General features: G+C 66.8%; 14 protein-coding genes. 11 read left to right on the top strand and 3 right to left on the bottom strand.

Annotation, left to right across the window (positions count from 1 at the left end):
* Positions 1-104: 104 nt before the first annotated feature.
* Together K4043_RS17680 and parE are read right to left on the bottom strand one after the other, a co-directional pair.
* Complete coding sequence (locus K4043_RS17680) at positions 105-677, bottom strand: GNAT family protein (protein WP_265310176.1); 573 nt, start codon at positions 675-677, stop codon at positions 105-107.
* A gap of 127 nt (positions 678-804) precedes the next feature.
* On the bottom strand, positions 805-2,694 hold the full coding sequence (parE, locus tag K4043_RS17675; protein WP_265310091.1) for a DNA topoisomerase IV subunit B: 1,890 nt from the start codon (positions 2,692-2,694) through the stop codon (positions 805-807).
* Between the two features lie 163 nt (positions 2,695-2,857).
* On the opposite strand from parE, the gene K4043_RS17670 reads away from it, so the two are divergent.
* The 9 genes from K4043_RS17670 to truD all read left to right on the top strand — a co-directional run bounded on the left by K4043_RS17670 (position 2,858) and on the right by truD (position 10,432).
* The gene (locus K4043_RS17670; protein ID WP_088433184.1) at positions 2,858-3,097 is read left to right on the top strand and encodes a hypothetical protein; all 240 of its coding nucleotides are present in this window, start codon (positions 2,858-2,860) and stop codon (positions 3,095-3,097) included.
* Positions 3,098-3,475: 378 nt separating this feature from the next.
* Positions 3,476-5,140: a CTP synthase gene (locus K4043_RS17665; RefSeq protein ID WP_123728895.1), complete on the top strand. Its 1,665-nt coding sequence runs from the start codon at positions 3,476-3,478 to the stop codon at positions 5,138-5,140.
* Positions 5,141-5,207: 67 nt separating this feature from the next.
* On the top strand, positions 5,208-6,038 hold the full coding sequence (gene kdsA / locus K4043_RS17660) for a 3-deoxy-8-phosphooctulonate synthase (RefSeq protein WP_088433181.1): 831 nt from the start codon (positions 5,208-5,210) through the stop codon (positions 6,036-6,038).
* Positions 6,035-6,451, top strand: a complete 417-nt coding sequence (locus K4043_RS17655; RefSeq protein ID WP_260232178.1) for a hypothetical protein — start codon at positions 6,035-6,037, stop codon at positions 6,449-6,451. Before kdsA ends, K4043_RS17655 begins: the two co-directional genes overlap by 4 nt.
* Positions 6,452-6,520: 69 nt before the next feature.
* A complete protein-coding gene (gene eno / locus K4043_RS17650; RefSeq protein WP_121041757.1) occupies positions 6,521-7,807 on the top strand; it encodes a phosphopyruvate hydratase in 1,287 nt (428 codons plus the stop codon).
* Between the two features lie 4 nt (positions 7,808-7,811).
* Complete coding sequence (ftsB, locus tag K4043_RS17645) at positions 7,812-8,162, top strand: cell division protein FtsB (protein WP_265310090.1); 351 nt, start codon at positions 7,812-7,814, stop codon at positions 8,160-8,162.
* Positions 8,159-8,857, top strand: a complete 699-nt coding sequence (gene ispD, locus K4043_RS17640; protein ID WP_265310175.1) for a 2-C-methyl-D-erythritol 4-phosphate cytidylyltransferase — start codon at positions 8,159-8,161, stop codon at positions 8,855-8,857. The genes ftsB and ispD overlap by 4 nt, the downstream gene beginning before the upstream one ends.
* A 37-nt stretch (positions 8,858-8,894) precedes the next feature.
* Positions 8,895-9,392 carry a 2-C-methyl-D-erythritol 2,4-cyclodiphosphate synthase gene (gene ispF / locus K4043_RS17635; protein WP_265310089.1) on the top strand — a complete coding sequence of 166 codons (498 nt, stop codon included), beginning with the start codon at positions 8,895-8,897 and terminating at the stop codon, positions 9,390-9,392.
* Positions 9,389-10,432 (top strand): tRNA pseudouridine(13) synthase TruD, encoded by a 1,044-nt coding sequence (gene truD / locus K4043_RS17630; protein WP_265310088.1) that lies wholly within the window; start codon positions 9,389-9,391, stop codon positions 10,430-10,432. Before ispF ends, truD begins: the two co-directional genes overlap by 4 nt.
* 29 nt (positions 10,433-10,461) lie before the next feature.
* Here the strand turns inward: truD and K4043_RS17625 are convergent, their stop codons facing one another.
* On the bottom strand, positions 10,462-11,001 hold the full coding sequence (locus K4043_RS17625) for a Smr/MutS family protein (protein ID WP_123728901.1): 540 nt from the start codon (positions 10,999-11,001) through the stop codon (positions 10,462-10,464).
* A 186-nt stretch (positions 11,002-11,187) separates the two neighbouring features.
* Between K4043_RS17625 and surE the strand changes: the two genes are divergently transcribed.
* Both surE and K4043_RS17615 read left to right on the top strand, forming a co-directional pair.
* Positions 11,188-11,967, top strand: a complete 780-nt coding sequence (surE, locus tag K4043_RS17620; protein WP_123728902.1) for a 5'/3'-nucleotidase SurE — start codon at positions 11,188-11,190, stop codon at positions 11,965-11,967.
* Positions 11,964-12,641, top strand: coding sequence for a protein-L-isoaspartate(D-aspartate) O-methyltransferase (locus K4043_RS17615; RefSeq protein ID WP_123728903.1), 678 nt, complete (start codon positions 11,964-11,966; stop codon positions 12,639-12,641). The genes surE and K4043_RS17615 overlap by 4 nt, the downstream gene beginning before the upstream one ends.
* The last annotated feature ends 10 nt before the right edge of the window (positions 12,642-12,651 follow it).

Genomic DNA, 12,651 nt, shown 5'->3' with positions numbered 1-12,651 from the left:
CGGTCCGCACGGTTGAACATCGAAAAGCCCGCCGAAAGGTGGGCTTTTTCGTGGAGCAAGGCGGAAGCATGGGCCGGGATGGCCAGCGGTGTTTCGTGCGGCGCTCATCCCGAGGCTGCGCTTCCTGGCCCCTGCCACTCCCGTGCCAGCAGCCCATACACGGCAGAATCGGATAGCTCGCCGGCGACCCGCCAGCGCTCGCGCAGCAGCCCCTCGCGCAGGAAGCCGAGCCGCTCCAGCACCTTCGCCGAGGGCACGTTGCGCGGATCGATCTCCGCCTCCAGGCGCCGCAGGCGCAGCACATCGAACAGATACGCCACGAACCGTGACAGCGCCTCGTGCATGTAGCCCTTGCCCTGTGCCGACGGGGCTAGGTGATACCCGATCTCCGCGCGCCTGGACGTTTCGTCGATCGCGAACACCACTACGATCCCCAGCAGCGGCCCGTCCGCACGTTCACGGATCGCCAGTTTGAGCTGCGTGCCGGCATCGATCGCGGCCAGATCGTCGAGGATCTGCACATAGGCCTGTTTGAGGTCGGTCCACGCCGGATGGTTCCAGTAGCGCATTACCGCACGGTCGGACTGGATCGCAAACAACGCCTGGGCGTCTGTCGCGCGGATCGGGGTCAGCACCAGGCGTTCGCTCTCCAGCTGCAGGGTCGGGTCGAACGGCATGCGGGTTCCCGTGATCGTGGTGCGGCCAAGGTAGCCGCTCCTACCGCGTGCATCCATGCCTGGCGTGTTCCCGCGCCAAGAAAAAACCCGCCGGAAGGCGGGTTTCTTCAGGATCACAAGGGGCCGATCAGACCTCCAGTGAAGCCAGATCGCCCTTCTTTTCCAGCCAGCCCTTGCGGTCGCTCGCACGCTTCTTGGCCAGCAGCATGTCCATCAGCGAATGGGTCTGCTCGCCGTCATCGATGGTCAGCTGCACCAGACGGCGCGTATCGGGATGGATGGTGGACTCACGCAGCTGCTGCGGATTCATTTCACCCAGGCCCTTGAAGCGGGTCACGCTGATCTGGCCCTTGATCTTCTCGCGCTCGATCTTGTCCAGCATCGTGCGCTTCTCTTCCTCGTCCAGCGCGTAGAACACCTGCTTGCCCACGTCGACACGGAACAGTGGCGGCATCGCCACGAACACGTGGCCGGCATCGACCAGCGCCGGGAAGTGCTTGAGGAACAGCGCGGTCAGCAGGGTCGCAATGTGCAGGCCGTCCGAGTCGGCGTCGGCCAGGATGACGACCTTGCCGTAACGCAGGCCGGCGATGTCGTCCTTGCCCGGGTCGCAGCCGATCGCGATGGCCAGGTTGTGCACTTCTTCGGAGGCCAGCACGCTGCCCGAGGACACTTCCCAGGTGTTGAGGATCTTGCCGCGCAGCGGCAGGATCGCCTGGAAGTCCTTGTCACGGGCCTGCTTGGCGCTGCCGCCTGCGGAGTCGCCTTCGACCAGGAACAGCTCGGTGCGCGACAGGTCCTGGCTGATGCAGTCGGCCAGCTTGCCGGGCAGGGCGGGGCCCTGGGTGACCTTCTTGCGGGTCACCAGCTTTTCGGTCTTCAAACGCGCACTGGCGCGCTCGATGGCCAGCTGCGCGATCTGCTCGCCCAATGCGACGTTCTGGTTGAGCAGCAGGCTGAAGGCATCGTGCGCGGCGCCTTCGACGAACCCGGCGGCCTGGCGCGAGGACAGGCGTTCCTTGGTCTGGCCGCTGAACTGCGGGTCGGTCATCTTCAGCGACAGCACGAACGACACGCGGTCCCAGACATCTTCCGGGGCCAGCTTGACGCCACGCGGCAGCAGGTTGCGGAAGTCGCAGAACTCGCGCAGCGCCTCGGTCAGGCCGGTGCGCAGGCCGTTGGCGTGGGTGCCGTGCTGGGCGGTCGGGATCAGGTTGACGTAGCTTTCCTGGACCAGTTCGCCCTCGGGGATCCAGGCCAGGGCCCAGTCCACGATCTCGTTTTCTTTCTTGAGGTGACCCACGAACAGGTCGGCCGGCAGCATCTCGCGCTCGCCGAGTTCGGCCTTGAGGTAATCGCTCAGGCCATCCTCGTAGTACCAGGTGTCCTGCTCGCCGGTGGCTTCATCGTGAAGCTTCACGGTCAGGCCCGGGCACAGCACGGCCTTGGCGCGCAGCAGGTGGCGCAGCCCACGCAGGTTGTACTTGGGTGTGTCGAAGTACTTCGGGTCGGCCCAGAAGCGCACGCGGGTACCGGTGTTCTTCTTGCCGACGCTGCCGACCACTTCCAGCGGGGTGGCGCGGTCGCCGTTGCGGAAGGTGATGCGGTGTTCGCTCCCCTCGCGCTTGATGTGCACTTCGACCAGGGTGGACAACGCGTTGACCACGCTGACACCAACGCCATGCAGGCCGCCGGAGAAAGTGTAGTTCTTGTTGTTGAACTTGCCGCCCGCGTGAAGGCGGGTCAGGATCAGTTCGACGCCGGGGATCTTCTCCTCGGGGTGGATGTCCACGGGCATGCCACGGCCGTCATCGCTGACTTCGCAGCTGCCGTCCTTGAACAGCGTGACGTCGACCGTGTGGGCGTGTCCGGCCAAGGCTTCGTCGACGGCATTGTCGATGACTTCCTGCGCCAGATGGTTCGGGCGCGCGGTGTCGGTGTACATGCCAGGGCGGCGCTTGACCGGGTCCAGGCCGGACAGGACTTCAATATCGGCGGCGTTATAGCGGGCGTTCATCTGTCTTCATAAAGCGCAATGCGACGGCGAAGTTTGCGGTCTGGACGGGTTTTTTGCACGCCACACGTTCAGGGGGCGGCCGACCGGGGCGCGATAGACTGTGCTGGATGGGAAACCGGAGCCTCCGGCGCCCCATTCCATGCCATACCGCGAGGAGCACCCCATGAAGAAGTTGCTGACCATCGTTGCCATCGCCGCCGCCGTCGTGGCCGTGCCCATGGCACTGGCCCAGAACGCCGGACAGGGCCAGCCCACGCCGCAGCAGGGCGAACAGGCCGACAAGGCACAGGCTGAGGCGGATGCCAAGGCCAAGCGCCGCGCCGCCGCCACGGCCGAAATGAAGGCCAAGGGCGAGCAGGCCCCGCAGAAGGAAGAGGAAGAAGAAGCGCGGAAGAAGCGCTGATTCCTGTTGCCTGATTACCGACGCCCCGGCCTGGCCGGGGCGTTTTTTATGTGAAGACCGTCATCCGCCCCTTGGGCTGGAGGCCGTCAATCTGTAAACTATGGCTTTCCGGGAGTAGTGCGTGTCATCCATCAGCGAATGGACTGGCCTGATCGTGCGCGATCGCCAGCAGGGTAGGCAGGAGGTGACGGTCCAGACAGCGGCCGGCACGGCTGACCCGACGTCGCTGACCCACTCCCGCACCGCATCCCCCCTGATCCCGGTCCTGGCGCGTGAAGACGCCGCCGCCAGCCGGATCCTTTCGATTTCCCCCTTTACGTCGTCCGTCGCCCCGCGCGCCGGCGCCGTTTCCCCCTTCCTGACAGGACACCCCCAGCCATGACTCCCTTGATCTTCGTAACCGGCGGCGTAGTGTCCTCGCTCGGCAAAGGCATCGCCGCCGCGTCGCTTGCCGCCATCCTCGAGGCCCGCGGCCTGCGGGTGACGATGATGAAGCTCGATCCGTACATCAACGTCGACCCGGGCACCATGAGCCCGTTCCAGCACGGTGAGGTCTATGTCACCGACGATGGCGCCGAGACCGATCTGGACCTGGGCCATTACGAGCGCTTCGTGCGCACCCGCCTGAGCCGCAAGAACTCGGTCACCACCGGCCGCATCTACGAGAACGTGATCCGCAAGGAGCGCCGCGGCGACTACCTGGGCGCCACCGTGCAGGTCATCCCGCACATTACCGATGAAATCCGCCGCTGCATGGACGAGGCCACCGAAGGCTTCGACGTGGCGCTGGTGGAGATCGGCGGCACCGTGGGCGACATCGAGTCGCTGCCGTTCCTGGAAGCGATCCGCCAGGTACGCACCGAGCGCGGCCCGGAGAAGGCGCTGTTCATGCACCTGACCCTGGTGCCGTACATCGCCGCCGCTGGCGAACTGAAGACCAAGCCGACCCAGCACTCGGTCAAGGAACTGCGCTCGATCGGCATCCAGCCGGACGTGCTGCTGTGCCGTTCCGAGCAGGTCGTGCCGGATTCGGAGCGCCGCAAGATCGCCCAGTTCACCAACGTCTCCGAGCGCGCCGTGATCAGCGTGCCGGACGTGGACGTGCTGTACCGCATCCCGATGGGCCTGCACGCGCAGGGTCTGGACGACATCGTCGTCAACCAGCTCAAGCTCGGCGACAAGGCCGGTCCGGTCGATCTGGCCGAGTGGGAAGCGGCGGTGGATGCCACGCTGCACCCGCTGGACGAGGTCACCATCGCGGTGGTCGGCAAGTATGTCGATCACCAGGACGCCTACAAGTCGGTCGGCGAGGCGCTCAAGCACGGCGGCCTGCGCCAGCGCACCAAGGTCAACCTGAAGTGGCTCGAAGCGCAGGAGCTGGAAGACAGCGACCTGGCCGCACTCAAGGACGTTGACGGCATCCTGGTGCCGGGCGGCTTCGGCGATCGTGGCTTCGAAGGCAAGGTGCTGAGCTCGCAGTTCGCCCGTGAGCAGAATGTGCCGTACTTCGGCATCTGCTACGGCATGCAGGCCGCGGTGGTCGATTTCGCCCGCCACGTGGCTGGCCTGGAAGGCGCCAACAGCACTGAGAACGATCGCCAGTCGCCGAACCCGGTGATCGGCCTGATCACCGAATGGCGCACCGCCACCGGCGATGTCGAGAAGCGCGACGACAAGAGCGATCTGGGCGGCACCATGCGCCTGGGCCTGCAGGAGCAGCGCCTGAAGCCGGGCACGCTGGCCCGCGAGCTGTACGGCAAGGATGTGGTCTCCGAGCGTCACCGCCACCGCTACGAGTTCAACAACCGCTACCGCACCCAGCTGGAAGATGCGGGCCTGGTGATCGCCGGCAAATCGATGGATGACACTCTGGTGGAAGTCATCGAACTGCCGCGTGATCAGCACCCGTGGTTCCTGGCCTGCCAGGCGCACCCGGAGTTCCTGTCCACGCCGCGCGAGGGCCACCCGCTGTTCATCGGCTTCATCCGTGCCGCGCGCGAGCGCAAGGCCGGTGGCAAGCTGGCGCAGGACGCAGCGGCCTGATCGCGGCCTCATTAATCACCCACGGCGGCTGGCCTGGCCAGCGTTCGCCGGACAACAAGGAAATGCCATGAAACTGTGTGGATTCGACGTCGGGCTGGACCAGCCCCTGTTCCTGATCGCCGGCCCGTGTGTGATCGAGTCGATGCAGCTGCAGCTGGACGTGGCGGGCAAGTTGAAGGAAATCACCGATCGCCTCGGCATCAACTTCATCTTCAAGTCGAGCTTCGACAAGGCCAACCGCACCTCGGGCACCGCCTTCCGCGGTCCGGGCATGGAAGAAGGCCTGAAGGTCCTGGCCGAAGTGAAGAAGCAGATCGGCGTGCCGGTGCTGACCGACGTGCACGAATACACCCCGATGGACGAAGTGGCCTCGGTGGTGGACGTGCTGCAGACCCCGGCGTTCCTGGTGCGACAGACCGACTTCATCACCAAGGTGTGCGCGACCGGCAAGCCGGTGAACATCAAGAAGGGTCAGTTCCTGTCCCCGTGGGACATGAAGCCTGTCGTGGAGAAGGCCAAGGCCACCGGCAACCAGGACATCATGGTCTGCGAGCGCGGTGCCAGCTTCGGCTACAACAACCTGGTCAGCGACATGCGCTCGCTGTCGGTGATGCGCGATACCGGCTGCCCGGTCGTGTTCGATGCCACCCATTCGGTGCAGCTGCCGGGCGGGCAGGGCAACAGCTCCGGTGGCCAGCGCGAGTTCGTGCCGGTACTGGCGCGTGCGGCGGTCGCTGTCGGTGTGTCGGGCCTGTTCGCCGAGACCCACCCGGATCCGTCCAAGGCGCTGTCCGATGGCCCCAACGCATGGCCGCTGGACCGCATGGAAGAGCTGCTGGAAACCCTGATGGAGCTCGACGCGGTCACCAAGAAGCACGGGTTCTCGCGCTTCGCATGATGGGTGACGTTCCGGCGTCACCCGCGGTGCGCCGCGGCTGGCGTGGGTGGGCCTGGGGCTGGATTGCGCTGGGCGCGGCGATCGCGGTCTGGTGCGGGGTGTTCCTGCAGGTCGTGCTGATGTTCGCCAGCGTCGGTTCGCCCGGCGATGGCGACAACGCATTGCGCTCGGTGATGCCGATGCTGCTGGTGACGCTGTCGCTGACCGGCACCGCCGCGCTGTCCTGTGTGATCGCCAGCGTGCTGGCGTTCCGGCTGCGCCGGCAACCGGCCGGTGGCGGCGTCGCGCTGGCATTGCTGGCGTTGCTGCTGGTGGTGTTGGTGATCCCGTCGCTGGTTCCGAGCAACTCCAGTGTGGTTGGCAGGCTGTCCGCGCCCACGCCGATTTGGCAAGTGACGGGTGTGCAGGGATAATCACGCGGCATGTTTGTTTCGGCGCTGCATTGGCGGCGCCTCCCCTCTCTGACTGGTAACCGGCCCGCTATGACCACGATCCGCAGCATCCACGCCCGTGAAATCCTCGACAGCCGTGGCAACCCCACGCTGGAAGCCGAAGTCATCCTCGAGGACGGCTCCTTCGGTCGTGCCGCCGTGCCCTCGGGTGCCTCGACCGGCACCAAGGAAGCCGTGGAGCTGCGTGACGGCGACAAGACCCGTTACCTGGGCAAGGGCGTGCGCAACGCCGTGTCCAACGTCAACACCACCATCGCGACCGCGCTGAAGGGCTTTGATGCCGCCGACCAGGAGGGCCTCGACCGCCGCCTGATCGATCTGGATGGCACCGAGAACAAGGGCCGCCTGGGCGCGAATGCGCTGCTGGGGGTTTCGCTGGCCAATGCCCACGCCGTGGCCGCCTCGAAGAAGCAGGCGCTGTGGCAGCACCTGGCCAACGGCCGCGACGTCACCCTGCCGGTGCCGATGATGAACATCATCAACGGCGGCGCGCATGCCGACAACAACGTCGATTTCCAGGAATTCATGGTGCTGCCGGTCGGCTTCACCTCGTTCTCCGAGTCGCTGCGTGCCGGTACCGAAATCTTCCATTCGCTCAAGTCGGTGCTCAAGGGCCATGGCCTGAGCACGGCGGTGGGCGACGAAGGCGGCTTCGCGCCGGACTTCCGCAGCAACGTCGAGGCACTGGACACCATCCTGGAAGCCATCGGCAAGGCCGGCTACACCGCCGGTGAAGACGTGCTGCTGGGTCTGGACGTGGCCTCCAGCGAGTTCTACGAGAACGGCAAGTACAACCTGGTCGGCGAGAACAAGCGCCTGACCTCCGAGCAGTTCGTCGACTTCCTGGCCGACTGGGCCGCGCAGTACCCGATCGTGACCATCGAAGACGGCCTGGCCGAGAACGACTGGGCCGGCTGGAAGCTGCTGACCGACCGCATCGGCAACAAGGTGCAACTGGTGGGCGACGATCTGTTCGTCACCAATCCGAAGATCTTCAAGGAAGGCATCGAGTCCGGCACCGCCAACGCGATCCTGATCAAGGTCAACCAGATCGGCACCCTGACCGAGACCCTGGAAGCGATCGCCATGGCGCACGCGGCCAACTACGCCTCGATCGTCTCGCACCGTTCGGGCGAAACCGAAGACACCACCATCGCCGACATCGCCGTGGCCACCACCGCCACCCAGATCAAGACCGGCTCGCTGTGCCGCAGCGATCGCGTGGCCAAGTACAACCAGCTGCTGCGTATCGAGGAAGCCCTCGGTGCCGGCGCGCGTTACGCCGGTCGTGACGCGTTCGTGTCGCTGAAGCGCTGATCCCATGCGCAACTGGCGCTGGCTGCTGCTGGTGCTCGCGCTGCTGCTCGCATGGCTGCAGTACCGCTTCTGGTTTGGACCGGGCAACTCGGGCGAAGTGATGATGCTCGAGGCCCAGGTCGAGAACCAGAAGCGGGACAACGCCGGCCTGCAGCAGCGCAACGATGCGCTCGCTGCGGAGGTCAAGGACCTCAAGGAAGGCGAGGCCGCCATCGAAGAACGCGCGCGCAGCGAGCTGGGCATGATCAAGCCCGGCGAGAAGTTCTACCGCGTGGTCGAAGACGCGCCGGTACCGCCGCCGCGTGCGCCGACGGCCGTCACCGATCCGGATGCGCCGCACCAGGATGTGCCCTGATGGCGGGCATCTGGGCGGTGGTGCCTGCTGCTGGCCGTGGCACCCGCTTCGGCGGGCCCACGCCCAAGCAGTATCTGCTGGCCGGCGACCGCGTGTTGCTGGCCCATACTCTCGAGGCGCTGCTCTCGCACCCGGTCGTGGCCGGGGTGATGGTGGTGGTCGCCGAGAACGACGCCGACTGGCCGGGCTGGCAGTCACTGGCGGACAAACCCATCCTGACCTGCATCGGCGGTGCGACACGCGCCGGCTCGGTGCTGGCCGGCCTGCATGCGTTGCCCGATGACGTGCGCGCCGATGATTTCGTGCTGGTGCACGACGCCGCACGCCCGAACCTGGCCGCTGCCGATCTCGGTCGCCTGCTGGAAGTCGGCCGTGCCGACCCGGTCGGGGCGATCCTGGCCGCGCCCGTGCGCGACACGCTCAAGCGTGCCGGCGATGACGGCGGTATCGATGCCACCGAGCCGCGTGAACGCCTGTGGCGTGCGCTGACCCCGCAGCTGTTCCGCCGCTACCAGTTGGCGCGCGCGCTGCAGGAGGCGGCCGACGCCGGCGTGGAGGTCACCGACGAGGCCATGGCCATGGAGCGCCAGGGGCTGCGCCCGCTGCTGGTGGAAGGCAGCGAAGACAACTTCAAGGTCACCACCCCGGCTGACCTGTCCCGTTTCGAATTCGTGTTGTCGCGTCGCGACCCCTGACGTCCGCACGCACCGCACCCAACCGCAGGTTCTTGCAATGACCACGCCCCAGTTTCCTCCCTTCCGCATCGGACAGGGCTACGACGTCCATGCCTTCGGCGAGGGCGACCACATCATGCTCGGCGGTATCCGCGTCGCGCACAGCTGCGGCGTGCTCGCGCACAGCGACGGCGATGTGATCCTGCATGCGCTGTGCGATGCGATGCTCGGTGCGCTGGCACTGGGCGACATCGGCGTGCATTTCCCGCCGACCGACATGCGCTGGAAGGGCGCGGACAGCGCGCACCTGCTGGATCATTGCAACGGGCTGCTGCGCGAGCGCGGCTGGCAGGTCGGCAATACCGACATCACCGTGATCTGCGAGCGGCCCAAGGTCGGTCCGCACGCGCTGGCCATGCGTGAGCGCATCGCTGCCGTGCTCGGCATTGCGTTGGACTGCGTGAGCGTGAAGGCCACCACGTCCGAGAAGCTGGGCTTCACCGGCCGCAGCGAGGGCATCGCCGCCCAGGCCAGCGTGCTGTTGGTGGCCCTGTGATCCCGTTGCCGCTGGCGTTCGGTGCGCCGCTGCTCAGCGCGAAGATCCGCACCACGCCCGAGGATTTCCAGGTCGACGAACTGCCGGCGTTCGAGCCGAGCGGCGAGGGCGAGCACCTGCTGTTGACGATCCGCAAGCGCGGGGCGAACACGGTGCACGTGGCCAAGGTGCTGGCCAAGTGGGCCGGCCTGCCGGACATGGCGGTCAGCTACGCGGGCATGAAGGATCGCCACGCGGTCACCACGCAGCGCTTCAGCGTGCACCTGCCCAAGCGCGTGGCGCCGGATCCGGCGCTGCTGGCCTCGGATGAGATCGAGGTGGTCGAGTCGACCTGGCACAACCGCAAGCTGCAGCGCGGTGCGCTGGCTGGCAACCGCTTCAAGCTGGTGCTGCGCGAAGTGCGCGGCGATGCCGCAGCCATCGAAGAGCGCCTGTCCCATATCGCCTCGCGCGGCCTGCCGAACTGGTTCGGTGAGCAGCGCTTCGGTCGCGATGGTGGCAACGTACCGGCCGCACTGGCGATGTTCGGTGGCCGCCGCATGCGGCCCGATCAGCGCTCGCTGCTGCTCTCGGCCGCGCGCTCTGCACTGTTCAACCAGGTGCTGGCGGCGCGCGTGGAGCAGGGCAACTGGGACACCCCGCTGGACGGCGAGGTCTGGATGCTCGATGGCAGCCGCAGTGTCTTCGGCCCGGAGCCGTGGACCGATCTGCTGGCCGATCGCCTCGGTCGCTTCGACATCCACCCCAGCGGCCCGTTGTGGGGCGAGGGTGAGCTGCGCAGCACCGGTGCCGCCGCGGAGCTGGAGCTGGGCGCTGTCGCCGATGAACAGTCGCTTGCACTGCGTGCCGGCCTGGAAAGCGCCCGCCTGAAGCAGGAACGCCGCGCGCTGCGTCTGCGTCCGGCCATGCTGCAGCACCAGTGGCTGGCCCCGGACGTGCTGGAACTGAGCTTCGCGCTGCCGCCGGGCTGCTATGCCACGGCGGTGCTGCACGAGCTGGGTCCGGTGGACGACGCCAGCCAGGCCGCACCGGAGGCGTAGAGCCACGCCATGCGGGTGTGCGGGTGGCGCTACCGGTTCGCCAGCAGCACCAGCACCGCGCCAGTCCCACCTTGGCCGGCGGGCGCGGAATGAAAGGCCAGCACATCGTTGCGCAGGCGCAGCAGGCGATCGACCAGATTCTTCAACACCGGTGCGCCGCCATCGGACTGCAGCCCCTTGCCGTGGATGATGCGCACGCAGCCGTACTCATGGGCATGCGCTTCCACCAGGAACTGCCGGACCAGCGCCTCGGCCTGGGCCACGGTTGCACCATGCAGGTCCAGTTCGTCCTGCACGGAATACTGGCCGCGCTTGAGCCGCTGGAACATCCGCGGCGGCAGATTCTCACGCCGGTAGCTCGCCGTATCGCCAGCCTCCAGAGGGCTGCTGTCGCGCAGCAGCCGGGCGAACTCCCCGCGCGCCTCCTGTTCATCCTGCTCGGCCATCCGCGCGCGCGGCTTCGGCCGCGGCGTGGCCGGCGGCGGCGTGACCACCTTGCGCAGGGGCGTGACCTCGCCGATGGCGGCCCGGAACAGGGCAGCGGGATCTTCGTCTTCAGGATGTGACATGCGTACAGCCTAATGGGCAGGAGGGGCGATGCCTACCGTTATCGGGGTAGGACGATCTGTCCGCTTGCGGCACAATAGCTGACGCACTTGCGCGGTCGTCATTCCCCGGAAGGGGCTGGGCCACCGCCGCCAACAGTGGGAAGTGATGGAATCGAAGTCTTGAAAAATCAAGCGGTTAAATCGCAGATGCGGATTCTGGTCAGCAACGACGACGGTGTCGATGCACCGGGCATCAAGATGCTCGCCACGGTATTGCGTGACGCTGGTCATGAAGTGACCGTGGTCGCGCCGGATCGTGATCGGTCCGGTGCCAGCAATTCGCTGACTCTGGACCTGCCGATCCGCATGAAGCGCATCGACCACTACACCTGCTCGGTGGCCGGCACGCCCACCGACTGCGTGCATCTGGCCTTGACCGGCATGCTCGAGTACGAGCCGGACATGGTGGTGTCGGGCATCAACAACGCGGCCAACCTCGGCGACGACGTCATCTATTCCGGCACCGTTTCGGCGGCGATGGAGGGGCGTTTCCTCGGGCTGCCGGCGGTGGCGATGTCACTGGTGACGCACAACCACGAGCCGCGCCATTTCGAGACCGCCGCGCGCGCCGCGGTCGAGATCGTGACCCGCCTCAAAGCCGATCCGCTGCCCGCCGACACCATCCTCAACGTCAACGTGCCGGACCTGCCGTGGAGCGAGGTGCGTGGTTTTGAAGTGACCCGCCTGGGCAACCGGCATCGCGCCGAAGGCTGCATCGCCCAGCGCGACCCGCGCGGCAACCAGGTGTTCTGGATAGGCCCCGCCGGGCGCGAGCAGGATTCGGGCCCCGGCACGGATTTCCATGCCGTGCGCAACGGCTACATCTCGATCACCCCGATCCAGGTCGACCTCACCCGCTACCAGGCGCTGGAGAAGGTGGCCAGCTGGGTCGGGGGGCTGACCGCCGCACTGGATCGACCGGCATGAGCCCACGCCTGCGCCTGCAGCCCGAAGCCGTCGGTATCGGCATGACCTCCCAGCGTGTCCGCGATCGTCTGGTCGACCGCCTGCGCGACGCCGGCATCACCGACGAAGCCACCCTCAATGCGATCCGTGTGGTGCCGCGTCATCTGTTCATCGATGAAGCGCTGGCCTCGCGCGCTTATGAAGACACCGCGCTGCCGATCGGCCACGGCCAGACCATTTCGCAACCGTGGGTGGTGGCGCGCATGACCGAAGCGGTGCTGCAGTCCGCGCCGAAGACGGTGCTGGAAGTGGGCACCGGCTCGGGTTACCAGGCCGCCGTGCTGGGCGCGATCGGGCTGGAGGTGTACACGGTCGAGCGCATCGGCGATCTGCTGCGCCAGGCGCGCAAGCGCTTCCGCGCGCTGGGCATGAACATCCGCAGCAAGCATGACGATGGGCGTGTCGGCTGGGCCGAGCACGGTCCTTACGATGCGATCGTGGTGACCGCGGCCGCACCGGCGCTGGTCGATGCGCTGGTCGAACAGCTCGCCGTCGGCGGCCGCTTGGTCGCCCCGGTCGGTGGCCCCGGGGCGCAGTCGCTGATCCAGTTGACCCGTCGCGAAGACGGCAGTGTTGAACAGCAGGTATTGGCACCGGTCACGTTCGTGCCGTTGCTGTCTGGCATGCTGGACTGATTCCAAGGAG

Origin of the sequence: Stenotrophomonas sp. SRS1 (genome assembly GCF_026130205.1) — a bacterium.
Lineage (GTDB): Bacteria > Pseudomonadota > Gammaproteobacteria > Xanthomonadales > Xanthomonadaceae > Stenotrophomonas > Stenotrophomonas rhizophila_B.
This window is presented reverse-complemented; position numbering and strand designations above follow the sequence as displayed.